At 61.5% G+C, this 23884-nt stretch carries 21 protein-coding genes; 14 read left to right on the top strand and 7 right to left on the bottom strand.

Annotated features, from left to right (window positions below; all coding sequences use genetic code 11):
* Positions 1-3: 3 nt before the first annotated feature.
* Positions 4-93, bottom strand: a complete 90-nt coding sequence (locus tag SAZ10_RS14560; RefSeq protein WP_318609964.1) for a K(+)-transporting ATPase subunit F — start codon at positions 91-93, stop codon at positions 4-6.
* Positions 94-1252: 1159 nt separating this feature from the next.
* Here SAZ10_RS14560 and SAZ10_RS14555 point away from each other — a divergent pair.
* On the top strand, positions 1253-2473 hold the full coding sequence (locus SAZ10_RS14555; protein WP_318609963.1) for a serine hydrolase domain-containing protein: 1221 nt from the start codon (positions 1253-1255) through the stop codon (positions 2471-2473).
* 232 nt (positions 2474-2705) lie between these two features.
* On the opposite strand, the gene SAZ10_RS14550 is transcribed toward SAZ10_RS14555, so the two are convergent.
* Positions 2706-3587: an aldo/keto reductase gene (locus SAZ10_RS14550; RefSeq protein WP_318609962.1), complete on the bottom strand. Its 882-nt coding sequence runs from the start codon at positions 3585-3587 to the stop codon at positions 2706-2708.
* Positions 3588-3845: 258 nt separating this feature from the next.
* Between SAZ10_RS14550 and SAZ10_RS14545 the strand changes: the two genes are divergently transcribed.
* Positions 3846-4103: a DUF2934 domain-containing protein gene (locus SAZ10_RS14545; RefSeq protein WP_318609961.1), complete on the top strand. Its 258-nt coding sequence runs from the start codon at positions 3846-3848 to the stop codon at positions 4101-4103.
* A gap of 25 nt (positions 4104-4128) precedes the next feature.
* On the opposite strand, the gene SAZ10_RS14540 is transcribed toward SAZ10_RS14545, so the two are convergent.
* Positions 4129-4830, bottom strand: coding sequence for an LssY C-terminal domain-containing protein (locus tag SAZ10_RS14540; RefSeq protein WP_318609960.1), 702 nt, complete (start codon positions 4828-4830; stop codon positions 4129-4131).
* Positions 4831-5301: 471 nt separating this feature from the next.
* Between SAZ10_RS14540 and SAZ10_RS14535 the strand changes: the two genes are divergently transcribed.
* Positions 5302-7572 (top strand): PAS domain S-box protein, encoded by a 2271-nt coding sequence (locus SAZ10_RS14535; protein WP_318609959.1) that lies wholly within the window; start codon positions 5302-5304, stop codon positions 7570-7572.
* Positions 7573-7856: 284 nt separating this feature from the next.
* On the top strand, positions 7857-8651 hold the full coding sequence (locus tag SAZ10_RS14530) for a DUF899 domain-containing protein (RefSeq protein ID WP_318610130.1): 795 nt from the start codon (positions 7857-7859) through the stop codon (positions 8649-8651).
* 150 nt (positions 8652-8801) lie between these two features.
* Here the strand turns inward: SAZ10_RS14530 and SAZ10_RS14525 are convergent, their stop codons facing one another.
* Together SAZ10_RS14525 and SAZ10_RS14520 are read right to left on the bottom strand one after the other, a co-directional pair.
* Positions 8802-9452 carry a cysteine hydrolase gene (locus tag SAZ10_RS14525; protein ID WP_318609958.1) on the bottom strand — a complete coding sequence of 217 codons (651 nt, stop codon included), beginning with the start codon at positions 9450-9452 and terminating at the stop codon, positions 8802-8804.
* A 167-nt stretch (positions 9453-9619) separates the two neighbouring features.
* Positions 9620-10096 (bottom strand): Lrp/AsnC family transcriptional regulator, encoded by a 477-nt coding sequence (locus SAZ10_RS14520; RefSeq protein WP_318609956.1) that lies wholly within the window; start codon positions 10094-10096, stop codon positions 9620-9622.
* A gap of 119 nt (positions 10097-10215) precedes the next feature.
* On the opposite strand from SAZ10_RS14520, the gene SAZ10_RS14515 reads away from it, so the two are divergent.
* The 5 genes from SAZ10_RS14515 to SAZ10_RS14495 are packed head-to-tail and all read left to right on the top strand — an operon-like array spanning position 10216 to position 16359.
* Positions 10216-11430: a diaminopropionate ammonia-lyase gene (locus SAZ10_RS14515; RefSeq protein WP_318609955.1), complete on the top strand. Its 1215-nt coding sequence runs from the start codon at positions 10216-10218 to the stop codon at positions 11428-11430.
* Between the two features lie 46 nt (positions 11431-11476).
* A complete protein-coding gene (locus tag SAZ10_RS14510) occupies positions 11477-12649 on the top strand; it encodes a Xaa-Pro peptidase family protein (RefSeq protein WP_318609953.1) in 1173 nt (390 codons plus the stop codon).
* A 56-nt stretch (positions 12650-12705) separates the two neighbouring features.
* The gene (locus tag SAZ10_RS14505) at positions 12706-13548 is read left to right on the top strand and encodes an ABC transporter substrate-binding protein (RefSeq protein ID WP_318609952.1); all 843 of its coding nucleotides are present in this window, start codon (positions 12706-12708) and stop codon (positions 13546-13548) included.
* A gap of 54 nt (positions 13549-13602) precedes the next feature.
* Positions 13603-15102, top strand: a complete 1500-nt coding sequence (locus tag SAZ10_RS14500) for an amino acid ABC transporter permease/ATP-binding protein (protein WP_318609951.1) — start codon at positions 13603-13605, stop codon at positions 15100-15102.
* A gap of 18 nt (positions 15103-15120) precedes the next feature.
* Positions 15121-16359 (top strand): Zn-dependent hydrolase, encoded by a 1239-nt coding sequence (locus tag SAZ10_RS14495; RefSeq protein WP_318609950.1) that lies wholly within the window; start codon positions 15121-15123, stop codon positions 16357-16359.
* 156 nt (positions 16360-16515) lie between these two features.
* Here the strand turns inward: SAZ10_RS14495 and SAZ10_RS14490 are convergent, their stop codons facing one another.
* Together SAZ10_RS14490 and SAZ10_RS14485 are read right to left on the bottom strand one after the other, a co-directional pair.
* Positions 16516-16725, bottom strand: a complete 210-nt coding sequence (locus SAZ10_RS14490) for a hypothetical protein (RefSeq protein ID WP_318609949.1) — start codon at positions 16723-16725, stop codon at positions 16516-16518.
* A gap of 351 nt (positions 16726-17076) precedes the next feature.
* Entirely contained in the window at positions 17077-17484 is a 408-nt protein-coding gene (locus tag SAZ10_RS14485; protein ID WP_318609948.1) for a hypothetical protein, read from the bottom strand.
* A gap of 342 nt (positions 17485-17826) precedes the next feature.
* On the opposite strand from SAZ10_RS14485, the gene SAZ10_RS14480 reads away from it, so the two are divergent.
* The 5 genes from SAZ10_RS14480 (at position 17827) to metG (ending at position 23882) form a co-directional block, all read left to right on the top strand.
* Complete coding sequence (locus SAZ10_RS14480; protein WP_318609947.1) at positions 17827-19095, top strand: septal ring lytic transglycosylase RlpA family protein; 1269 nt, start codon at positions 17827-17829, stop codon at positions 19093-19095.
* Positions 19096-19287: 192 nt separating this feature from the next.
* Positions 19288-20421: a D-alanyl-D-alanine carboxypeptidase family protein gene (locus tag SAZ10_RS14475; protein WP_318609946.1), complete on the top strand. Its 1134-nt coding sequence runs from the start codon at positions 19288-19290 to the stop codon at positions 20419-20421.
* Positions 20422-20502: 81 nt separating this feature from the next.
* On the top strand, positions 20503-21192 hold the full coding sequence (gene tmk, locus SAZ10_RS14470) for a dTMP kinase (RefSeq protein ID WP_318609945.1): 690 nt from the start codon (positions 20503-20505) through the stop codon (positions 21190-21192).
* Positions 21193-21200: 8 nt separating this feature from the next.
* On the top strand, positions 21201-22247 hold the full coding sequence (locus SAZ10_RS14465) for a DNA polymerase III subunit delta' (RefSeq protein WP_318609944.1): 1047 nt from the start codon (positions 21201-21203) through the stop codon (positions 22245-22247).
* Positions 22248-22334: 87 nt separating this feature from the next.
* A complete protein-coding gene (metG, locus tag SAZ10_RS14460; RefSeq protein WP_318609943.1) occupies positions 22335-23882 on the top strand; it encodes a methionine--tRNA ligase in 1548 nt (515 codons plus the stop codon).
* Positions 23883-23884: the final 2 nt, after the last annotated feature.

Genomic DNA, 23884 nt, shown 5'->3' with positions numbered 1-23884 from the left:
CTTTCAGAACCGCTCGGGCCGCAGCAGAGCGTAAGTGAGATAGACCAGCAGCCCCAGCGTGATGAGGCCTGCGAGCGAATAGTCGAAGATCATGGCCGCCTCCTCTAGAGCCGGTCGCAAGCGTAGCTGTAGGCGACGGACAGCAGGAAGAAGCCGAGCCCGATGGCCAGAAGGACAAAGTCCAACATTGGATGCTCCTCGCGAGAAAAGAAGTTGAGCAGGATGGGGCCATGTTTGCCGTGGGCCCTTGATACGCGTCAAAAGGCGACGGATTGCCTGCGGCACCTCTGGACTGCGGTATAGCTACCGCCTGAACGCGTATGTTTTCGAGAAGAGTCCGAAAGCGTTGTTATAAAAATCTCATATAGATGCAGGGCAAAATCGGTGCCGTTTCGGCGCATTGTTCGCTGGAATTGTGCCCGGGGCGGCAATCGTTTCCTTCGCACTCGCGAAGTCGGGACCCGTTGTGCGGCGCGTGTTCCCTTGGAATTCCTATGGCGCACATATTCCGCGCACCGTGTTCCATTACGGTTTCAATATAACGTTCCGTGGCGATCCATCTCGCATCTTTATGACGTTGAGGCCCATCTTATCGGGGGTCGAATGAGACCGCCGATTGCGTGAGATGCGACAATGGCTCAACGTTCAAATGGGTACCCACGAGGAAGCCTCCTCTCTTCATCCTTTCCGTCTATCGCTGAACGGATTTGCGGCAATTGCACGCAAGCTCGGGCATTGAGCAACACTGACAGGATTGAGCGAATCCTCCGGTTCATGGACTCCAAAGCCTGGACCGAAGCAGCTCTCGCCCTAGTCGAACTTGAACAGCCGGACTGGAAACTGCGTCGCCTCGCATTTGAGGGCGGCGTGTGGTTCTGCTCGCTGTCTCGGTGCCCCGAGCTGCCCGCGGAGCTGGATGACCCTGCTGACGCATTTGATGAGGCGCTGGCTTTAGCCGTCCTCAAAGCGTGCGCGGAGGTCCGCGCAAGAACGGAAGCGAGGGGTGGGAACGGGTCGGCGAGGGTGCCGCGAGTCCGAGCCGCCAGAGCAAGCCCGACTTGCTGCGACAACTTTGCCTGAGAGACCCTCGCGCAGTCCCTAAAATCCTGCGATGATAGTTCCCCTGCGCCGTCTGAATTCGAAATTCGCTTAAAGTCCGATCTTGAAGTAGGCCAACTCGGAATCACCATACCGGCAGTCCCACTGCGGATTTCGTTCCGAAGCACCGCTCAAAACGATGGGGGCGCGCGAAATGAAGAAGGGGATTTTTTCCGCTCTGCTGGCCGCCGGCTTGACTTTGGTCGCCACCGTCTCGCTGGGCGCCGAGCCAACCCAGGTCGAAAAGGTACAGGCAACGCTTAACGAGTGGCTAGCGGGGCGCGGGCCCATCGAAAAGGTCACTGGCGTCGCTGCCTATATCAGCTTCGGCGACGCCGGCCCGGCAATCGAAAGCTTCGCGGGGAAAGTGGGCCGCGGCTCCGTTGCCGGCCCGGTCGACCAGGATACTCTCTACCAAATGGGGAGCACGTCGAAGTCGTTCACCGCCGCGGTGATCCTCAAGCTCGAAGTCGCGGGAAAGCTGTCGATCGATGACCCGCTCGGGAAATGGTTGCCCGACTATCCGGCTTGGAAGGATGTCACGATCCGCCACCTCCTCGATATGACGGCGCCTATTCCAACCTACTCGGAGACCGAGTGGATGTCTCGCATCTGGGCAGACGAGCCCAGACGGGACCTCACATTCAAGGAGCTTGTCGACGCCGCCTGTCCGAGCGCGACCAACAAGCTGCCGCCGGTCGAGAAGGGCTATTTCTACTCCAATACCGACTACATCCTCGCCGGCATGATCGCCGAGAAAGTTGGCGGCAAGTCGTACCGCGATCTCGTTCATGAGCTCGTCATCGAGCCGAATGGCCTCAACTCGACATTCTACGAAGCCGGGACGTTTCCGGAACCTGTCATCAAGCGTCTGTCGCATGGTTACTTTGCGAACCAGGCGTGTGCCGACTACCAGCCTGGCTGCAAGCAGCCGTGGAGTCTGCCGATCGTCGGGCGGGACATGCGCGAGGCCAGCCTGTCCTGGGCACAAGCTGCCGGTGGCGCGATTTCGAGCGCACGTGACGTCGACCGCTGGATGCGCGCAGTTTTCCGCGGGAAGGTGGTCCCCCCGAAGCAGCAGCACGAGTGGATGCAGCTCGTTTCGACGAAGACAGGCGAGCCGATTGCCGACGTCTCTGCCAACGATCCCACCGGTTTCTCCCTCGGTCTGGCCAAAGGGATGCTCGGGCCCCTGGGCCCACGGTGGTTCTACCAGGGTGAAACCCTCGGCTATCGCACCCTCTACGTCTGGCTCGAGGACGAGGACGTGATGATCACGGTCCAGACCAACAGTCAGCCTCCTGAAGGCACCGATAAGCTCAGCGAGCTGGTCGGCGCGCTATACGACATCGTCAAAAAGCCGGAGGCCAACTAAGGGGGGCGGAGATCAGTCGATGCGGCTGGCCTTGGAGTACCGCACCATCCGACCGCTTCGCGGCCACCTTCTCACATAAGGCAGAAATGTATCAGCAAATCTCCGACGATCGAGATTTGCCGCGAGCTGAATGCCAGGCTCTCCCTTCTCCTCCCGTGGGAGTAGGTGGCTCGGCGCGCACCGCCGAGACGGAGGGGTACTTCGGTGGGCGAGTCCGACGGCGGACCAGCCCTCAAGTGCGGAACGGGCGAGGCGAGGCTATGTCGAGTTTGGCGAATTCATCGGCGGTCAGCGTTAAGGAGGCGCCGGCGACATTCTCTTCGAGATGGGCGACGCGGCTGGTGCCGGGAATGGGCAACATCACCGGGCTGCGCATCAGCATCCATGCCAGCGCAATCTGGCCGGGCGCTGCGCCCTTCGCTTTTGCGAGCTCGTCCACGACGCCGCCCGGCTTGGCGAGGTCGCCTGCCGCGAGCGGGAACCAGGGAATGTAGCCGATCCCGTTCGCCTCGCAGTAGTCGAGCACGTCCTCGTCGGCGCGATCGGCGAGATTGTAGCGGTTCTGCACGGTGGCAACTGGAAACACCTTCCGAGCGGCTTCGATCTCATCTACCGTCACCTGGCTCAGACCAGCGTGACGGATCAAACCCTGGTCGATGAAAGAGCGGATTGCATCGAACTGCTCGTCTTGCGGCACCTTCCGATCGATGCGATGGAGTTGCCATAGGTCGATGCGATTTACCTTGAGGCGGCGCAGGCTCATCCGGACGCACTGACCGAGATAGTTGGGATCCCCGACGGTTGGCCACCCACCTTCCGTGATGCCGGGCCGCACGAGGCCACCTTTTGTGGCGATCAGCAGCCCGTCATAGGGATGTAATGCCTCAGCGATAAGATCCTCGCTGACAAAAGGACCGTAGCTGTCGGCCGTATCGATGAAATTCACGCCGATCTCGGGCAGACGCTTGAGAACGCGGATCGCTTCCGCGCGGTCCTCGGGTTCGCCCCATATGCCGGGGCCGGTGATGCGCATTGCACCGAAACCGAGGCGGTTGATGCGGATATCTCCACCAATCGTGAACTGGCCTGATAGCTTGGCGTCGACCTGCGGCATAGCACGGTTCCTTTCGTGTTGATCGCAGAATGTAACGCTCGCTGGCCGTGTGCCCAGCCTGAGCCGGGAGCTAAGGCGCGGCAAATGTGAGGAGATGTGCCGTGCTGGCGATGTGCATGAACGGCTTCGGCGTGGGGTACCAGCACAAGACGTCGCATGCGCCACTGCAAGCGTACTTCGAACCGGCTGGCTAGATCTCGTTGCATGCGACGACGTTTTAGCGCAAGCTAATTGGATAATCCGTCAGAGGAAGGGAATATGGCCGCCCACAAGGAAGAACGTATTCGGCAGCGGGCACATGCAATCTGGGAACGCGAGGGCAAACCTCACGGCTCCGATGCACGGCACTGGGACCAGGCTACCAGAGAGATTGAACAGGAGGATGCGGCGTCCGTCGCGCCGCCAAAGCCGAAGAAAACCAGGTCGGCCGCTACCAAGGCCACCGAAACCAAAAAGACTGCCGCCGACCCTAAGACTTCCGCAAAGCCGAGGCGAAGGGTTTTGAAGGCGGACTAACGGGGCTGCCTGTCGAATTGCCCGTCTACGGCCGAAGGACACCTATCATTGTCTTTCCGTCGGTGAAATAGGGATCGCCGCCGCCGTTGCGGCCAGTTTTGGTCGGTCCGACGCCCTCGATTTCATACGATGACGCGATCTGACCGGCTGCCGTCAGATCGCGTATGACCAGATCGCGTTCGGCATCGATATCAGGCCCGATGTGATGAGTGATCTGGCCCGTATCGTGGCTAAAGCCAACGCCCCGATCGAATGTGGCCGAACCGAGCCAGAGCGGGCGACCGTCATCGCCGGTCCTATCGGTCAGCCAGAAGCGAACATGATTGCGTCGGTCGGCGCTGTGCCCGACCGGCAGCTCGAACGCCAGGTCCTGCTTCCTGCCATCATAAATCAGCGGGCTGACCGGCGCTTCGAGATCGGGCCGATCAAGAACCACGCTGAGGCCGATCTCGATCGAGGAGCGCAGGGTGATAGCATCGGCCGGATCCCAATGCGCAGCCGCAAAAGCCCGCATTACCTGTTCCTTGCCACCGACCAAGCCGACATTGATCGGATCGCCGGGTATATCATCGACAGTGGTCGTGACCATGCTGCCAAACCGGGATAGGTGGCCGGCGTCGCGAAAGATCCAGACATCCGGAACGATGAAATAGGCGACTATGAGGTACGCCAACAGGAATAGAAGAGCGGCCTGCGCGGCTCCACGAATTCTTGCCCGTTGGTGCATCGAACCGATCCCTCTGCACCGGCACCAGGTCCGGCAAAATGCGCCTGATGCAACTCGATTCCTCCCCTCGAGGGGCGGCACCGAATTTTAGCTCAGCTGCGGGCAAGGTGATACTGGAAAGCACGATCGATTGATTTCCACCTGCACTCTCAGGCCTCTGAATTCATTTTCGTGAAGCTTTCGTCGCTTAGGCGCAGATCGAGGTGAATCCGTGCGGGTTATGTGCCTCCTGTTGGGACGGCGAAGAACCGGATCGGCGGCTGGCACCAGAGCGGCTGACACCCGGATAAATCCGGACTGCCGCTCTATCTGGTTGTTTTTGCCGTATTTGTGTAACGCCAAGTGATTCCCACGTGGCCTCAAAAGGCTTTAGCGCCGGTGCACGCAGCATCTTGCCGGAATTGGCTGTAGTCTCCATCTTTGCGTGTCCGACGGCCTGCGTCCTGGCCGGTCGCCACGGAGAGCCCCGCCTTGCGAGAAGACCACGCCGGAAGCGCATCCCACGAGGCGGTCCTGGCCGCGGTGGTCCGCTCATCACTCGACTGCGTGATTGTGACCGACGAAGCTGGTCTGGTTGTGGAATTCAACGCGGCGGCCGAGGTGGCCTTCGGCTATTCGCGCGCTGAAGCGCTCGGCAGGCAGGTTGCGGAGCTCATCGTCCCGCCGCATCTGCGCAAGGCTCATGCTGACGGGCTTGCAGGTTATCTCTCCGGCGGCGCTCCGGCATTGCTGGGGCGGCGCATGGAGCAGACCGCGGTGCGGGCGGACGGCACCGAGTTTCCGGTCGAACTTACGATTACGGAAGCCTGGAGCGGCGAGCGGCGCTTCTTGACGGCGAGCCTGCGCGACCTGTCGCAGCGCCTCGCCGCCGACGCAGCCCTGCGTGCCAGCGAAGCCCGGTTCGCGGCCTTCATGAAGCACGCGCCGATCGGCATGTATCTGAAGGATACGGACGGGCGCTATCTCATGGCCAATCCGGAAATGGGAAAGGTCTTCGGCCGCCCGGCCGAAAGCGCGATCGGATTGACCGCAGCCGACGTTTTCGGTCCCGAGGCGGCGGCGATGATCGCGGAAAACGATCGCCGCGTCCTCGAATCCGGACAGCCGATCGCGGTCGAGGAGTTTCTGAGCGATGCAGTCGACTACGCCTGGAGCCTCGTCGTCCGCTTTCCCGTTCTGTGGGCCGATCAGCAGCAAGCGCGCATCGGCGGCTTCGATATCGACATCACCGAGCAGAAGCGGGCGGCCGAGCGCCTGCAGGAAAGCGAGCGGCGCTTCCGGGAGGTCACCCACCATCATCCGATTCCCGTCGTGTTCATAGATTCTCGAACCAGGCAGCTGATTGTCGCCAATCCGGCCTTCCGCGAGATCATGGGCGTCGGTCCGCATGACGACGACCGGTTCCGGCAGCACCGCTGGTTCGCCACTCGAGAAGACTACCAGCGCATCAAAGCCCTATCGCTCCAGCAGCAGCGCGCTGACGGCGTGGAGGCACAGCTGCGGCGCCTGGACGGTTCCGTGTTTCCGGTCTCGCTGAGCTGGCGGCACATCGAGATGGATGACCGGCCGGTGATCGTCGGCAGCATGATCGATCTGACGGCAACCAAGGCGGCCGAAGCCGAGCTGGCGCGCTCGCGCGAGGCATTGGCTCAGAGCGAGCGGCTCAACGCACTTGGGTCGCTGCTTGCCGGCGTCTCGCATGAGCTCAACAATCCCCTGGCGGTCGTCGTCGCGCAGACACAGATGCTGGAAGAGCTTCTGGCCGGAACCGTGCACGCGCAGCGGGCAGGCAAGATCAGACGCGCGGCCGAGCGCTGCGCCCGCATCGTGCAGACATTCCTGGCCATGGCGCGGCAGCGTGAGCCTGAGCGCCACAGCACAGACGTCAATGATTTGATCCGTGCGGTGCTCGACATCGCCGGCTACGGCCTTCGTACCGCTGGTATCGAGGTGCGATGCAGGCTCGCCGATGGCCTGCCGCCTTTGGACCTCGACCCAGACCAGATGCATCAGGTGTTCTACAACCTAATCGTGAACGCTCAGCACGCCCTGCAGGAGATACCCGCGCCGCGCTGGATCGAGATCGAAACGTCGCGCGAAGGCAGCGACATTCAGATCGTCATCGCCGACAACGGTCCCGGCATCCCTGCCGAGATCCGGAATCGCATTTTCGATCCGTTCTTCACGACCAAGGCGCAAGGGGCAGGTACCGGGATCGGGCTCGCATTTTCGCTCGGCGTCGTGCAGGCGCACAATGGTCGGCTGGACCTGATTGACAATTCGAAGGGCGCGCACTTCCGGTTGCAGTTGCCCATCGAGGTCGGCGCCTCACCAGCTGCTGTCGAAAGCGTTGCGGCACGCGCGGGCACCGGCATCGGCCGTACCGCTCTTGTGATCGATGACGAGCGGGACGTCGGGGAAACGATGGCGGAGTTCCTCGAGGGTGAAGGTTTTGCCGTCATGACCGTCGAGGATGGCGCCGGCGCCAAGGCGGCGCTTATGGGGAGCCATTTCGATGCGATCTTTTGCGATGTCAGAATGCCCAACACCGACGGGCCCGCTTTGTTCGACTGGGCCTGCAAGGCGATCCCAGGCGTTGCCGAGCGGTTTGTCTTCGTTACCGGCGACACGCTGGGCGCCGCCGCCGCGCGCTTCCTCGAGCAAGCCGGCCGGCCGGTTATCGAGAAGCCGTTCTCGCGCGATTCCATCAGGCAGGCGTTGAGTGCGTTGGTAGGGCAATAAGGCAGTAGGGCAATAGGGCAGTAGGGCAATAGGAAACTGCGACCCTGGTTCAGCTGGTTCGCAAGCACCTGTTTTGGCGATCCGCTCTCCGGCTTCTGTTCCCCTATTGCCCTACTGCCTTATTGCCCTACTGCCCCTTCCTTCCGAATCCCGTCACATTTGTAACTCTCGCCGGCCGACACCCCGACACTAAGTTCGGCTCGTGATCACACGAGCGAAAAGGCAGTGATGGTCACGCTTCGGCCCATGGGCCAGGAGCTCATCCAATGCGGAGTGCAACGACCATGACCAATTTATCTAAGAACGACCGGACAGGCAGGCAGGCGGGCATGCGAACGCCACCAGTCCTATCGCCGCAAGACTGGGAAGCGGCCCGTCAGGAGTTGCTCGTGAAGGAGAAGGCCCAGACTCGCGCCCGTGACGCCCTGGCGGCCGAGCGCAGGCGAATGCCGTGGATGGCCGTCGAGAAGGACTACGAGTTCAACGGACCCGAGGGCAGGGTGAGTCTCCTCGATCTGTTCGAGGGACGCCGACAGCTGATCGTCTACCGCGCCTTCTTCGAGCCCGGTGTGTTCGGCTGGCCCGATCACGCCTGCCGCGGCTGCTCGATGGTTGCCGACCAGGTTGCGCATGTCGCCCACCTCAATGCCCGCGACACCACCCTCGTTTTCGTCTCGCGTGCGCCACAGGCCGACATCGCGCGGCTGAAGGCGCAGATGGGCTGGGAAATCCCGTGGTTCACCGTCACGGACAGCTTCGATGCCGATTTCGGGGTGGACGAGTGGCACGGCACCAATGTCTTCTACCGCGACGGCGATCGCCTGTTTCGCACCTACTTCCTGAACAACCGCGGCGACGAGCAAATGGGAGGCACCTGGAACTACCTCGACATCACGCCGCTCGGCCGACAGGAGGTCTGGGAGGACTCGCCCGAGGGCTATCCTCAGACCCCGACCTATAAATGGTGGAACTGGCACGACAGCTATGTCGAAGGTGCCGCGCCCGACAAGAAGTGGGTCGCGGTGTCGGACGCCGGAGAGGCGGCGTTCCGGAACCAGCAAGGGAGCGCGAAGCCGTGACTCATGCTTGTTGCGGCGACCAGACCGGCACCGACGCTGGATCCGAGAGCCACCGTCAGCCGAACCGCGGCGAGTTGCCAGGAGTGCGGTCGCGAGTGTCGGAAGAGGGTATCTCTACCCTTCACGGACCGAAACTCCCAACCGGACAGCCTATCTCTGCGGAGCCTTGTTCAGAATGCTGCCGAACGTCTCCACATCGCTGATGATGGCATCGCCCGCAAAGCGAAGCGACTCCAGCGAGCGCTGAGCCGCTTCTTCATGGCCGGCACCGCAGGCGTCGGCCAGAATGACCGGAATGAAACCGAGGTCGGCGGCGTGACGAACGGTTGGTTCGATGCCGACCTCCGTGGCGATCCCTGCGATCGCAATGGAGTTTAGCCCGCAATCGCGCAGGGCGGATGCCAGAGGCGTGCCTTCGAAGGCTGACATCGCAATCTTGTCGAAGACTGCGTCATCGGGCTGAGGAGTCAGTTCGGGAACGATCTCGAAGCCCGGCGAGCCGCGCAAAAACCAGGGCGTTACCGCGTCCGGCTCCTCCTTCTTCTGCCACGCCATCGCCATTCGAAACTGCGCAGCACCCATCCAGGCTTTGGGGAGCGACAGGTGCCGCGTGAAGACGATGCGCATGCCCGCCGCTCGCGCAGTAGCAACCGCTTTGAGCGTTGCCGCGACGATTCTGTCGGCGTCCTTGATCTGGCTGCAAATGCCGACCTGCATATCATAGACAAGCAGCGCCATTCGGCTTGGATCGCACACGTCTTTGAGCGTGGTTGGTACGCTCAGGCCATGAATGTGCTTCATCGACGGACAGTCCTTTCGTTAGCTGTGGAATCTGGGTGAACGGGTGAGCAGATCAACCGAGGGCGACGCGCATGGATTTCGGCGCAACTACCTACCGACATGCGGCAATTTCCGGAAGCAGGCACGAACTCGGCACTCTGAAGAGCGGTTGCGATAGAACCAGATATCTAAAGCGGTATAGGGCCGTACGTCTTGACTTTCTCCATTGAAACGCACGTTCGAAAGCTCTTCACATTGCCCCCCTCGAAGAACAGCTGACGGGTCAGGGACGTATACTCGTCCATGTCACTGGCGTTCATGATGAGGATGAAATCGGTTTCGCCGGTCACGTAGTAGCACTGCTGCACCTGCGGACAGCTCATGAAACGTCTTTTCATCTCGTCCAGCAGATCCAGCCTTTCGTTCTCGCTCGTTACCTCAACGACAATGGTCAAAGGACGACCAAGCGCTCCCTCGTTCACGACCGAGATGTCTTTCCTGATTATGCCAGTTGCGCGCAACCTTTGAAGGCGGCGCGCGACGGCTGGCGCCGACAGGCCCACGCGCTCGGAAATTTCGCGATGCGGCATCAGGTTGTCGAGTTGCACCAGTTGCAGAATCTTGCGGTCGAACTCATCGACCTGCGCTGTCCCACTCGGCGCCATGCAAGCGTTCTCCTCATATCTCAGCACGGAAATGCACAGAAATTGCATATCGAACGCTGAATGAGAGCGCAATTATCGCCTTTGCCGAAATATTCTCTTGCGAGATCACGAGGTGAGCAATGAACTTGATACTCAACTCCCTGCCTGGGTTTGCAGAGGCGCTTTCGACGACCGAGCGTAGGTTCGTCGGCAAAGATGCGCCCGATCAAGTGCGGCCGTTCCTGTCCCTCTGGGGCAGGACCGAGCAGACGAGACTTGTTTGCCTGCCCGAAATCGCCAGTGAACTCGGGCTCGCCCGCGTTCTCATCAAGGATGAAGGGCAGAGGCTCGGCCAGGGCAGCTTCAAGTCCCTGGGAGGGGCCTATGCACTCATGGTTCTGTTCAAGCAGCTCCTGGAAAGCCATCTCAATCAGAAAGTGCAGGTGCCGCAACTGCTCTCGCCTACCGCTCGCGACTTCGCGCGTTCGGTCACTGTGTGCTGTGCGACTGATGGCAATCATGGGAAATCAGTGGCGGCCGGTGCGCGGTTGCTGGGCTGCCGATCGGTCATCTTCATTCATGCTGGCGTGAGCCAGACACGGGCCGAGGCTATAGGCGCCAGCGAAATCGTGCGGGTCGACGGGAATTATGACCAGTCTGTCAGAGAGGCTGAGCGTGTGGCCGCCGAACGCGGCTGGTTGCTGGTTTCCGATACGTCGTGGCCGGGATACGAGGAAATCCCCGCCATCGTGGGACAGGGTTACACGATCTTGGCCGAAGAGGCGCTCCGCCAGACAGGGGAGCAGGGACATGGGAATCCTACCCATGTCTTTCTACAGGCCGGCGTAGGCGGATTTGCAAGCAGCATTGCCGGCTATCTCGCCGAAAGATTGGGCAGGGAAAATCTCAAGGTCGTCATCGTCGAGCCGGACCTGGCGGCATGCTTGTTTGAAAGTGCCCGCGCGGGCGAACTCGTTTCCGTTACGCCGACTGAGCCGACGATCATGGCCATGTTGGAATGCTATCAGCCGTCGCTCATTGCCTGGCGTATACTGGAAAAGCTGAGCAGCGGCTTCATGACTGTCACCGAACAGCAGGCGAAGCAGGCCGTGCGCCGCCTGGCCGACCGGGTGGAGGAACCTATTGTCGCTGGCGAAAGCGGTGCGGCCGGGCTCGCCGGCCTCGCAGCGGCCGCATCCGACGGCGATATGCGCGCGGCGCTGGGTCTAAGCTCCGATAGTCGGGTCCTTTTGATCAACACAGAGACCGCGACGGACCCCGCATCCTATACCGACATTGTCGGACGGGCGCCGGCGGAAGTTGCGGCTGGCCGCGCGGAAAACGCGTCCGCCTGATGCAGGCTGCGCCAATCATCGAACCGAATAGGGAACCTGGACCTTGATGAATAACTACGTCGTTCCGAAGCGCGGCTTCACCCCGTCCGAATTCGAAATTCGCGTCGAACGCGCACAGCAGGTCATGCAGCGCCACCAGCTCGATGCGATCTTTGTAACCACGCCGCCGAACGTGCGCTACTTCACCGGCTTCGATTCGCAATTCTGGGAAAGCCCGACCCGGCCCTGGTTTGTTGTGGTGCCGTTGAGCGGGGCGCCGACAGCGGTCATTCCGGAAATCGGCGCGCCGGAAATGGCGCTCACCTGGATGAAGGACATCCGCACCTGGCCGGCACCAGTGCCCGAAGACGACGGTGTGTCGCTGCTGAAGACAACCTTGGAGGCTTTGCCGCGCAGATTCGGCAGGATTGGCGCCGAACTCGGTCGCGAGATGTCGCTGCGTATGCCTGTCGTCGACCTGTTGCGGTTGCGCGAAAGCCTTGGATCCGAAATCGTCGACGGCTCGCCTGCGATCTGGCAGATGCGCATGGTTAAGACCGAAGCCGAAATCGAGCATATTCACTACATCTGCAGCATTGCCTGCGACGCCTACGAGGCGCTGCCCGCGCAACTTTCAATCGGCGAGAGCGAGCGAGAGGCCGTGCGCAAGCTGCGCATCGACATTGCCCGGCGCGGTGCCGACTCCACCCCCTTCATGCCGGCAATCTCGGGACCGGGCGGCGTGCCGCAGATCGTCTGCGGCCCACACGACCGCGCGCTCGAGAAGGGCGACATTCTGTTCATCGACACGGGCTCGACGTTCGACGGCTATTTCTGCGATTTCGACCGCAATTACGCCATAGGCACCATTTCGGCCGAAGCAGCCCGAGTGCATGAGGCGCTGTGGCTGGCGACCGAGGCGGGTATCGCCGCGGCGGTGCCAGGCGCGACCACGGATGACGTATGGCGGGCCATGAACAAGATCATCGAGGACGCAGGCGCGATCGGGAACAATGTCGGCAGGCTCGGCCACGGGCTTGGCCTGCAACTGACCGAACCGCCCTCGCATCGTCCGGGCGACGGCACCGTCGTCACCGAGAACATGGTGCTGACCATCGAGCCGGGAATGGAATATGCGCCCGGAAAGATGATCGTGCACGAGGAGAACATCGCCGTCACGCGCGATGGCCCACGGCTGCTGACCAAGCGCGCTCCGCGCGAAATGCCCGTTATCCGCTGACATCGAGATCAACAACGGCCATCCAAGGATGGCCCATCACACAAAGGGGAACCAATATGTCGTCGATCGGCCAGTATGCCGCGCGAACCCGCCGCCTTCTCGCCTGCACCCTTGTGGCGGGACTTGTCGTCGGTGGAGCGCAGGCAGCGGACGTCCGGACCATCGAGCCGGGAGTGCTCCTCGCCGGTTCCGATCAAGTCTATCCGCCCTATGACTATGTCGAGAACGGGGAGACGAAAGGACTCGACGCCGACGTCATGGCGCTGGTCGCGCCGAAGCTGGGGCTGGAAGTACGCTTCGTTGATACCCGGTTCGCCAATCTCATAGCCGGTTTGCAGGCCAACCGCTTCGACATCATCGCTTCGGCTCTCTACGTGACGCCGGCCCGTGCGCAAGTGGTTGACTATATTCCCTACGCCAAGACCGGTGGCTCTTTGATGGTGCGCAGCGACGACAGCTTCGCGCCGAAAGAGCCGGAAGACTTGTGCGGCAAGCGTGTCGGCAATCTCAAGGGTGCCGCATGGGTTCCCGAGCTGCAGAAGACCTCCGATGCCCACTGCGCTTCCAATCCCATCGGCGTGCAGGAATACGCGACTTCCGCGGAAGCGGCGCAGGCTCTGCTTTCGCGCGGCGTAGATGTGGTGTTCGATGACGCAGGTGTCTCGCAGGCGGCGGTCGCCGCGTCCGGCAATCGGCTCAAGATCACCTCGGAGAAGATCCTGTTTCCGGTGGTGATCGGACTTGGGATCAAAAAGGGCAATGAGCAGCTTCTGGACGCCGTCAAGGCGCAGATGGATGCGCTGATCGCTTCCGGCGAATATGGCGCTCTGCTCAAGAAGTACAATCTGCAGATGCCGACTGCCGAGGAATTTCAGAACGCGCTTTCCGGGAAAGAGTGAGCTTTCGGAGCCGGACGTTCAGCGCCCGGCCCGACAAGACAAGCGGGAGGTAGCATGGTTTTCGATTGGCAGTACGCGATCGGTCTTCTGTGGAGCAGGGATTTTTGGCGGGCGACCCTGACCGTCGTTGAGCTCAGCATCGTGAGCTGGGCGATCAGCGTGGTGATGGGCTTCGGCGTCGCGCTTGCCAGGCAGTCGCCGAATGGCCTGCTGCGCAGGACGGCTGCGACTTATATTTGGTTCTTCCGCAGCCTGCCGCTGTTGGTACTGCTGATCTTCGTCTACAATTTTCCGCAGGCATTCCCCGCCACAGGCCCGTTCCTGTCGCAGCCCTTCATCGCGGGCCTCATCGCCCTGGTGCTTAGCGAGACCGCCTATATCGCCGAGATCCATCGCGGTGCCCTGATGGCCATCGGCAAGGGCCAGTACGAGGCTGGCCACGTGCTTGGTCTTTCCAAACTCGGGCAGCAGCGGCTCATCGTCATCCCGCAGGCACTACGCGTGGCGTTGCCGGCGCTCGGCAACGAATACATCTCCATCGTCAAATTGACTTCGCTTGTGTCGGTGATCTCGCTCGCCGAGATCCTGCTGGTGGGCCAGCGCTACTACACGCAGAATTTCAAAGTCATGGAGACGATGTTGGCCGTGGCATTCTACTACGTGCTGGTCGTCACCCTCTTCGACACCCTGCTCAAGAAGCTGGAAAGCCACCTCGATTTCTCCAAGCGCAAGGCGGCGCTGTCGGACACCGTACGGCCGGACGCGATCTGCCTGAACGAGCGCCGTCATGAGGGTAAGAGCGATGTGCCGGAAATTCACCTCGAACGGGGCGGCAAGCACTTCGGTGGTATGGAAGTGTTCCGCGATCTCGACCTTTCTATTCCGACCGGGCAGGTCGTCTCCATCATCGGTCCTTCCGGTTCGGGAAAGACGACGCTGATCCGCTGTCTCAACGGTCTCGAGACCCTCGATAAGGGCTTGGTGAGTCTGAAGGGCGTGCCGGTCCTGGCCGGCTCGGGAGAGCGCTCCGCGATACTGCCGCACAAGAGCAAGCAACAGCTGCTGGAAGTAGGCATGGTCTTCCAGAGCTTCAATCTCTTCCCGCACAAGACGGTGCTCGAGAACGTGACGCTTGGTCCGATCTACCACAATCGCGCGCCCCAGGCGCAGGTGGAGACCAGCGCGCGCGCAATCCTGGGGCAGGTCGGCATGCTTGCGCATGAGAACAAATATCCGCATCAGCTTTCCGGCGGGCAGCAGCAGCGCGTGGCCATCGCCCGCGCGCTGGCCATGGAGCCATCCATTCTTCTGTTCGACGAGCCGACTTCGGCGCTCGATCCCGAGACCGTCGGAGAGGTGTTGCGTATCATTGCGGATCTTGCGCGGTCCGGCAGGACCATGGTGATCGTCACCCATGAGATGAAGTTCGCGCTGGAGGTTTCCGACCGGATCATCTTCATGGAAAAGGGGCGCATCCAGTTTGACGGCACGCCCGACGTCATGCGCGATCGTCTGCGGCATGGGGACCGCCTCGCCGAATTTGTCCGGCTTTAGCGTACAGGTGGAACGGGAATGACAGTGGTGTCGATAAACGGCGCGCGCTTGCTCGGGCGCATCGGCGCGCTCGGCGCGATCGGGCGCGATGAGGCGGGCCGACTGACGCGGCTCGCCGCCACGGACGCCGACAGGCTCGGCCGCGACGCGTTTGTCTCCTGGGCGCAGCATGCCGGTCTCGAAGTACAAATTGACTGCATCGGCAACCTCTTCGCGATTTGGTCCAACGGGCAAGAACGTGCGCCGCTGATGATCGGATCGCATATCGACACCGTGATCGACGCCGGAACGCTTGACGGCTGCTACGGTGTGCTTGCTGGCCTCGAGATCGTCCAGACATTGAAGGAGAGAGGAGCCGTTCCGGACCGCCCGATCGTCGTCGCCGCCTTCACCAACGAGGAAGGCGTCCGCTTCGCGCCGGATATGATGGGCTCGGCGGTGTTTGCGGGCAGCTATCCGCTGGAGGCTGCGCTGGCGTCGCGGGATAGCGAAGGCGTCACGCTCGGATCTGAATTGCGCCGCATAGGCTATGCGGGCAACGAGCCACTGGGGTTGTTGAAGCCTTGCGCCTATATCGAGCTTCACATCGAGCAGGGGCCAATCCTGGAACGCGAGGGCGTCGAGATCGGCGCGGTCGACAGCCTGCAGGGCATCTCTTGGCAGAGGATCATCATCGGCGGCGAGGCCAATCACGCCGGCACGACGCCGATGACGATGCGTCACGACGCCGGCCATGCGGCCGCTCGGGTGATCGAATTCCTCAATCGGTTGGCCGTCGGCAGCTCACCTCATCTCGTCGCCACGGTCGGAAGTCTCAGCCTTGCGCCAAACGCCATCAATGTGGTCCCGGGAGAAGCGACCTTTACCGTCGATATGCGCAGCCCGGATCTCAGCGTTCTGGCCGAAGCCGAAAAAAGGCTCGCCGCATTTCTTCAAGATATGCGCGACCGCGACGGCTTCTCCATCGCCGAGACCCAGCTAGCCCGCACGCAGCCCGTGCGTTTCGAGGAAGGAATGGTGCGCCTAATCGAAAGGGTGGCACAGGCGCGTGGAATGAGCGTGCGGCGCATGACTTCCGGAGCCGGGCACGACGCTCAGATGCTGGCGGCCATCGCGCCCACGGCCATGATCTTCGTTCCGAGCGCTGGCGGCATTAGCCATAATCCGCGGGAACACACCGCCGGTATCCAATTGGTCGCGGGTGCCAACGTGCTGCTCGATATGGTGAGTGAAATGATTTCGGCACCGCTGGAATGAGCCATTCCTCGACGAGGTCTGCTCGTTCCCAAATGCGCAGTTCGATAATCAGGTTGACGCCTTCGCTGACGCACTGAACGAACTGGCGCTGGGCTCGAGGTGTACGCCTGAAAAACGTGAGACGATGGCCGGTGATCCAGCCACCGTCTCTCTGCGCTACGCCAACGGCGTCTCCGCGAGCTTGGCCAAAAGCTTCCCGCGATCATCCGCGGATTTAAGGCGGATCGTCATCGCCTCACTCTTTACCGGCACCTGAGGGGGAAGGCTTACTTCCACATCGGGTGCATGTTCGGCTGCCCAACGCTTGAAGCGCGGTATTTTGTTTGGGCCGTTGATCGGAAACGTGAAGCTGTACCTGAACGTCATGACGAGACTCCAAGATTGAGCGAGCGTCTGGGGGGCTGCGCAGTCGCGCATCAGCCCGCGCCGTGAGGCACGCCGTAAATCGATAGTGGGGTGGGGGTCTCTATCCTGGCGTCGCTCTTGCTCACGCAGGTAGCGACACCAGGCTCTCAGCCTATGAGAAGGCGGCCTCGGCAGGTCAGAAGTGCTGTGGGCGTCGCTGTCGACATGGCCTTGTTGTCGGCCAACCGAACCAGGAAGTCAAATCCGAGGTAGCTGTGGGCGCTTTGGCTCAGTCGGATAGAGCGCTGCAGCATACCCACGCCGGCCGAGGCGGCTTTTACGCCGCCTCGGATCAATTGTAGCAGGTCGGAACTATTCGGCGGGCGTCAAACTCCGGTCCGCCGCTCTTTCGCTGATGCGGCCCTTCAAGACGATCCAGCCGAACATCAGCATGCCGATCAGCACGATCAGCGACCCGACAGCTGCGATCGGGTCGCCGACTTCGTGGCCTGTATGGACAAGACCGACGCCGATCGTCAGGATCACTGTTCCCACGATCCAAGTATACGCTTGGCCTCGGGCAAGGCCGGTCCGGTCAATCGCTGGATGAAGGTGGTAGAAGATCCCGAACAAGAATAGCGAGACCCAGCCGAGCAGGTTCAGATGGGCGTGCGCGGGCATGGCCGAGTGATCTTGGGAAATTGCCATCTGGATACCCCAGACCATGCCAATGAGAACCAGCAGCACGGCTGCTGGGAAGCATATTGACGAAGCTTTCATGTTCACCCTCCCGTATTTGAGCAATTTAGCATGTTGCTCAAACTGGTGAGATAGACAAGCCGGGGGAAAGCGATCTGGCGCCGCTCCTATTTACTAAACTGTTGCACGTCTGAAGCGAACGTCATGTCGTCAGACGAGGTTACACCTCCTGTGCCTCGCTTTGAATGCCGAGCATCCCCGCCAACTTCGCGCCACATTCTCGCCGGGTTGACGCCGTAGTCGGTTAATAGTGTGATAAATAATTTCTGCGCACATGAAGGGGCTTGGTGCGCACTTATTAACAGGAGAGTGCGGCGCCGGTGCCGTGAGGGAACGGTCCGAGCGTCGGGGGACAATTTGGAAATGCCAGTATCGACGCGTTCGCGTCTCAAGACGACCAGTGCTTTCATTGTGTTCGCCGCTTCGGCAGCGTTTCTGACTGCCTGCAGTACGACACATGAAAACAGCATGCGTAACCCAAAACGCTCGAAGGAATATTTCGCGGAATCCGAATATGGCGTGAAGGCGAGCCCCCGTGTCACGACCAAGCGTTCGCGCCTGCCGCGCGGCGGCGGCCGCGACCAGCTCGGCCAGCCCTACAAGGTCGCGGGGAAGTGGTACTATCCCAAAGAAGACCGGCACTATAAAAAGGTCGGGGCTGCCTCCTGGTATGGCGATGCCTTCCACGGCCGGCTTACCGCCAATGGCGAGATCTATGACCAGACGCACCTCACTGCGGCGCATCCGACCATGCCGCTGCCGAGCTATGCCCGTGTGACGAATCTTTTGAACGGCAGCTCGGTCATCGTGCGAGTCAACGACCGCGGTCCTTATGCGCATGACCGCGTCATCGACCTGTCGCGGCGGGCGGCGGAGATGCTGGACTATTCGAATACCGGTATCGCCAAGGTGAAGGTCGAATATGTCGGCCGCGCGCCCCTCGACGGCGAGGACGATGCCTACCTGCTCGCATCCTACCGGCCGGGCAAGGGCACTCGGCCCGAGCCTTCGGACGGCCTGCCCACCGGCGTCATGGTGGCGATGAACGGGACGACGCCAAGCGCTCCTCGGACTGCGAGCGCGGCAGCGTTTCCGGGCGTAATGAGCGATGCTGCGCCAGCCGCCGAAACGGTGGCCTATACGGCAGCCGCTGCGCCGGCTGAAGCCACTCCCGTCGCGTTCGCACAGGGCTTTCCGGAGCTGCCGGCCTTCGGCCCGATCTTCCCCGACCGGCCTGCGAATGGACTCTGGCCTCAGCAGAACCAGCAGGTGGCGGGCCTGATGTCCTATGCCGACGGCCGCGTGAAGCGGGCTGCCTCGCCCTTCGATGCGATGGGTGCGAGCGCCCTGACTCCCGACAGCGTCGTCGCCTCCTTGAAACGGCAGAATTCCGACGAGGCCGCAGGTGAGGAGAACTACGTCGCGGTCGGAACATTCGCGGACAAGGCCAAGGCCGAGCAAATCGCCACAGCACTGAAGGGGGCAGGGCGGATCGGTATAGAACGCTCCGAGGATTCGACCGGCACCTGGTATTCCGTCACGGTGCGCAGCGACGGCAAGCACTCCATCGACGATATCCTGCAGGCCGCCTGGGACAACGGAGCACCTGACGCACTCGCGGTCCGCAACTAAGGTCCGTCCATGCACCGTAACCCGGCCTGACAAGCGTTTTGGCAAATAGTTCCACCGGTATCGAACTGCTGCTAGCCTTGTCATGATCGCGGCCCAGCCTGGTAGCGACGAATTCCCTGGGGCGGTCTCCTGATGATCGGGCTTCGAACAATCATACGTGCAGCTTTGCTTACGCTTTTGGCAGGGCTGACCATGAGCCATGCAGCAGCGCAGGACGTACGTTTCGACACGAAGGCCCAGCAGGCCTTCATGATCGACGCGGAGACCGGCACGGTGCTCTACTCGAAGGATCCCGACAAACTCATTCCCCCCGCCTCGCTCGCCAAGCTGATGACGGCCGAACTCGTCTTCCAGGCAGTCAAGTCCGGCCAGCGCTCCATGGGTGATACATTCGCGGTCAGCGAGCATGCCTGGCGCACAGGCGGCGCGCCGTCCCGCACAGCGACCATGTTCGCGGCACTGAAGTCGAGCATACGTCTGCAGGACCTGATCCAGGGCATAGTCGTGCAGTCGGCCAATGACGGCTGCATCATCGTCGCGGAAGGCATGGCCGGTTCTGAGGAGAATTTCGCGAAGCTCATGAACGATCGCGCTCGCGAGCTCGGCTTGATGAAGTCGGTATTCAAGAACCCCACTGGCCTGCCTGAGGAGGGGCAGTTCACTACCGTGCGTGAGCTCGTCATGCTCGGCCTGCACATCTGGAAGGAATATCCCGACTTCTACAAATATTATGCGCAGCCTGATTTCACCTGGAACAAGATCACCCAGAGGAATCGCAATCCGTTGCTTGCCATGGATGTCGGCGCCGACGGCATGCAACTCGGCTTTACAGAAGGCATTGGCTACTCGATCGTCGGCTCGGCAGCGCAGAACGGGAGGCGTGTGTTCCTCGCGATGGCTGGCCTTGCGAACGACCGCGAACGTGCGGAAGAGGCGCGCAAGCTGATCGACTGGGGAATGAAGGCCTTCGAGAGAAAGGTGCTGTTTGCCGCTGGCGAGGCAGTCGGTGAAGCGAGCGTCTATGGCGGAGTGAAGGGCCAAGTGACACTCAAGGCGAATGGCCCGATCGCGATCCTCATTCCGAGCGACAACAAAGACAAGGTGATCGCCCGGATCGTGTATGAAGGGCCGGTGCTGGCGCCGGTCGTAGAGGGCATGGCGGTCGGCAGGCTCAAGGTCTGGACAGGCAATGCGCTTACGCTGGAAACGCCGCTCGAGGCCGCCGAGAACATCGGCATCGGCGCGCTTCATCAGCGGGCATTCGACGCGATCTCTGAGCTTCTGACCGGGTGGATTCGAACGAAGTTGACAAGCTTGAAAGGCTGAACGAGCCAATTGTTTGTTTATGCAGCACGATCTTGCCTGAAGAGCCTGCAATTTTTTGCGGTCATGCCCTAAATACCGATTATGCATGGCACGCTCCATAACCGGCATTCCGGCTTTTTCATCACCTTCGAAGGCGGCGAAGGGGCTGGCAAGTCGACGCAGATCACCCGGCTTGCCGGGAAGCTCCGCGCCGAAGGCCACGACGTGGTTGTCACACGCGAACCAGGCGGCTCGCCGGGCGCCGAGGCGGTGCGCCACGTGCTCCTTTCCGGCGCAGCGGAGCCCTTCGGGCCGAAGATGGAGGCGGTGCTGTTCGCTGCGGCGCGTTCCGACCACGTCGAGCAAGTGATCCGGCCGGCCGTCGAACGCGGCGTGATCGTGCTTTGCGACCGGTTTCTCGATTCCTCCCGGGTGTACCAGGGCGTCACCGGGGAGCTCGATCCCGAATTCATGCGTGCGCTGGAAGATGTCACCGTGAACGGCATGGTGCCCGACATGACGCTGATCCTCGACATCGACCCGGAACTCGGCCTGCAGCGGGCAGGGGTGCGGCGAGGAGAGGGGATCGCAGACCGTTTCGAGAAGGAGACCCTCGAAATCCATCAGCGTCGGCGCGCAGCCTATCTTGCCATCGCGGCTGCCGAACCCGAGCGGTGCGTCGTCATCGACGCTTCGGGGTCGCCGCAAGAGGTGGAGACGGCAATCGAAACAGCGGTTTTCGCCGCGCTCGATGCGCAGGGCATTGCGGTCGCACAAGCTGTCGGCGATTGATGCTCGCCATGTACGAACGCATTGCCCCCGAGCAGCATGATTCGCTCGACGAGATCCCTGAGCCGTCCGAGACGGTTCAAGTTTTCGGCCACGATGCGGCGGCCGCGCAGCTTGCCGGCGCGCATCGTGCGGGCAAGTTGCCGCATGGATTGATCTTCGCAGGGCCGCGCGGCATCGGGAAGGCAAGCCTTGCATTTCAGCTCGCGCACTATCTGCTCGCGCATCCGTCCGAAGGAGATGCGCCGCAGATGTTTGTGCCGCGCGATCCCGGTTCGTCGCTTTACCGGCAGGTGGCGAGCGGTGCGCACCCTTCGGTGCTCCACCTGACGCGGCCATTCAACGACAAAACCAAGACCTTCAAGACTGCGCTCACCGTCGACGAAGTGCGGCGGGTCGGCCGCTTTCTGTCGCTGACAGCTCATGACGGGGGCTATCGCGTCGTCATCGTCGATCCGGCTGACGACATGAACACCAACGCAGCCAACGCGTTATTGAAGAATCTTGAAGAGCCACCCGCACGCACGATTTTCATCCTCATCGCGCATTCGCTGGGACGGCTGTTGCCGACGATCCGCTCGCGTTGCCAGATCCTGCGCATGCAGCCGCTCGGCGACGAGGATCTGATCCGTGCGCTTGCGGCAATCGGCAAAGAGCCCGGCCCGGGAGAGCGCGAACAGCTGCTTGGCCGTGCGGGCGGCAGCGTCCGTAACGCCGTCATGCTCACCGAATATGGCGGGGTCGAGATCGCGGAAGCGCTCGATAAGCTCGTGACCGTGTCGAACCTACCCGCCACTGAGACGCACCGGCTTGCGGAAGCCGTTGCCGGCCGTGACCGGGCCATCCAATTCGGCATCTTCAACGATCACGCGCTCGACATATTGGCGCGCGAAGCAAGCGCGGCGGCCGAGCGCGGGGATAATGAGCGGGCAAACAGAATATCGGAGGCCTGGCAGAATTCCCGCATTGCGATATTGGAGACGGACACTTACAATCTGGATCGCAAACAACACGTGCTGAGCATGATAGCCCGTCTAAACGACACATTTCGAATGTGACGCTGTTTTCAGCGCGCGATGGCTTTCGTCGTCGCCGCACGCTATTTCCCCGCGACTCTCTCCATTCCACGGCGGACGGCTACACTCATGGCACGCGAAAAATTCTATATAACGACTCCGATTTTCTACCCGAACGGCAAGCCGCATATCGGCCATGCCTATACGGTGATCGCCACCGACGCGCTGGCCCGCTTCCAGCGGCTCGACGGCAAGGATGTGTTCTTCCTGTCGGGCACCGATGAGCACGGCCTCAAGATGCAGCAGACGGCCGACCTGGAAGGAGTGACGGCCAAAGCGCTCGCAGACCGCAACTCGGCCGTATTCCGCTCGATGATCGAAGCCGTCGGCGGATCGAACGACGAGTTCATCCGCACCACGGAGCCGCGCCACTACAAGGCCTGCAAGGCGATCTGGGAGCGCATGGCAGCAAATGGCGACATCTATCTCGACCGCTACAGCGGCTGGTATTCGGTGCGGCAGGAAGCCTATTTCGACGAGAAGGAAACGACCGTCGGAGAGGACGGCGTGCGCCGCGAACCGCTCGGTTCGCCCGTGACCTGGAACGAGGAGGAGACCTATTTCTTTCGGCTTTCGGCCTATCAGGACAGGTTGCTCGCGCTCTACGCTGAGAATCCGGAATTCATCGGACCAGCGGAAAGGCGCAACGAGGTCATCAGCTTCGTCAAATCCGGGCTGAAGGACCTGTCGATCTCGCGCACGACATTTAGTTGGGGCGTGCCTGTCCCCGGCAACGAGAAGCACGTTATGTATGTCTGGGTTGACGCGCTCACCAACTATATCACCGCCGCAGGCTATCCGGACACGACGGGCGAAAAATGGTCATATTGGCCGGCGACGCACATCATCGGCAAGGACATAGTTCGTTTCCATGCGGTCTATTGGCCGGCCTTCCTGATGTCTGCCGGCATCGAACTGCCGAAGCGCATTTTCGCGCATGGGTTTCTCTTCAATCGCGGGGAGAAAATGTCCAAGTCCGTCGGCAACGTGGTCGACCCGTTTGCGCTCATCGATCACTACGGGCTCGACCAGGTGCGCTATTTCTTCCTGCGCGAGGTGCCGTTCGGACAGGACGGCAGCTACAGCCACGAGGCGATCGTCAATCGCACCAATGCCGACCTTGCCAACGATCTAGGCAATCTGGCACAGCGCTCGCTGTCGATGATCGCCAAGAACTGCGGTGGGCAGGTGCCGAAGCGCAGTGAGCTCAGGGAGGCCGATAGCGCGATCCTCGATCTTGCGGCCTCGGTACTTGGCCAGGCGCGCAAGGCAATGGCCGAACAGGCGATCCATGCAGCGCTCGCGGCGATCTTCAGCGTCGTCGCCGAGGCCAACCGCTATTTTGCCGGGCAGGAGCCCTGGGCGCTGCGCAAGACCGATCCGGAGCGGATGGAGACGGTGCTCTACACGACGGCGGAGACGATCCGGCGCGTGGCGATACTCTGCCAGCCCTATATTCCGGAGTCGGCAGGGAAATTGCTCGATCTCCTGGCGGTACCCGCGGACAAGCGCAACTTCGGCAATCTTCATGCCTCCGACGCGCTCGTCTCCGGTACAAGGCTGCCGGCGCCTGAGCCGATCTTTCCGCGCTATGTCGAGCAGCCGGAACAGGGCTGACC

Source organism: Mesorhizobium sp. BAC0120, from assembly GCF_033542235.1.
Taxonomy (GTDB): Bacteria; Pseudomonadota; Alphaproteobacteria; order Rhizobiales; family Rhizobiaceae; genus JAWRCU01.
This window is presented reverse-complemented; position numbering and strand designations above follow the sequence as displayed.

Excerpts from the sequence above, each read along its gene's own strand:
- SAZ10_RS14560 (WP_318609964.1), bottom strand. The coding sequence starts at position 93 with ATGATCTTCGACTATTCGCTCGCAGGCCTCATCACGCTGGGGCTGCTG.
- SAZ10_RS14555 (WP_318609963.1), top strand. The coding sequence starts at position 1,253 with ATGAAGAAGGGGATTTTTTCCGCTCTGCTGGCCGCCGGCTTGACTTTG.
- SAZ10_RS14550 (WP_318609962.1), bottom strand. The coding sequence starts at position 3,587 with ATGCCGCAGGTCGACGCCAAGCTATCAGGCCAGTTCACGATTGGTGGA.
- SAZ10_RS14545 (WP_318609961.1), top strand. The coding sequence starts at position 3,846 with ATGGCCGCCCACAAGGAAGAACGTATTCGGCAGCGGGCACATGCAATC.
- SAZ10_RS14540 (WP_318609960.1), bottom strand. The coding sequence starts at position 4,830 with ATGCACCAACGGGCAAGAATTCGTGGAGCCGCGCAGGCCGCTCTTCTA.
- SAZ10_RS14530 (WP_318610130.1), top strand. The coding sequence starts at position 7,857 with ATGACCAATTTATCTAAGAACGACCGGACAGGCAGGCAGGCGGGCATG.
- SAZ10_RS14525 (WP_318609958.1), bottom strand. The coding sequence starts at position 9,452 with ATGAAGCACATTCATGGCCTGAGCGTACCAACCACGCTCAAAGACGTG.
- SAZ10_RS14520 (WP_318609956.1), bottom strand. The coding sequence starts at position 10,096 with ATGGCGCCGAGTGGGACAGCGCAGGTCGATGAGTTCGACCGCAAGATT.
- SAZ10_RS14515 (WP_318609955.1), top strand. The coding sequence starts at position 10,216 with ATGAACTTGATACTCAACTCCCTGCCTGGGTTTGCAGAGGCGCTTTCG.
- SAZ10_RS14510 (WP_318609953.1), top strand. The coding sequence starts at position 11,477 with ATGAATAACTACGTCGTTCCGAAGCGCGGCTTCACCCCGTCCGAATTC.
- SAZ10_RS14505 (WP_318609952.1), top strand. The coding sequence starts at position 12,706 with ATGTCGTCGATCGGCCAGTATGCCGCGCGAACCCGCCGCCTTCTCGCC.
- SAZ10_RS14500 (WP_318609951.1), top strand. The coding sequence starts at position 13,603 with ATGGTTTTCGATTGGCAGTACGCGATCGGTCTTCTGTGGAGCAGGGAT.
- SAZ10_RS14495 (WP_318609950.1), top strand. The coding sequence starts at position 15,121 with ATGACAGTGGTGTCGATAAACGGCGCGCGCTTGCTCGGGCGCATCGGC.
- SAZ10_RS14490 (WP_318609949.1), bottom strand. The coding sequence starts at position 16,725 with ATGACGTTCAGGTACAGCTTCACGTTTCCGATCAACGGCCCAAACAAA.
- SAZ10_RS14485 (WP_318609948.1), bottom strand. The coding sequence starts at position 17,484 with ATGAAAGCTTCGTCAATATGCTTCCCAGCAGCCGTGCTGCTGGTTCTC.
- SAZ10_RS14480 (WP_318609947.1), top strand. The coding sequence starts at position 17,827 with ATGCCAGTATCGACGCGTTCGCGTCTCAAGACGACCAGTGCTTTCATT.
- SAZ10_RS14475 (WP_318609946.1), top strand. The coding sequence starts at position 19,288 with ATGAGCCATGCAGCAGCGCAGGACGTACGTTTCGACACGAAGGCCCAG.
- tmk (WP_318609945.1), top strand. The coding sequence starts at position 20,503 with ATGCATGGCACGCTCCATAACCGGCATTCCGGCTTTTTCATCACCTTC.
- SAZ10_RS14465 (WP_318609944.1), top strand. The coding sequence starts at position 21,201 with ATGTACGAACGCATTGCCCCCGAGCAGCATGATTCGCTCGACGAGATC.
- metG (WP_318609943.1), top strand. The coding sequence starts at position 22,335 with ATGGCACGCGAAAAATTCTATATAACGACTCCGATTTTCTACCCGAAC.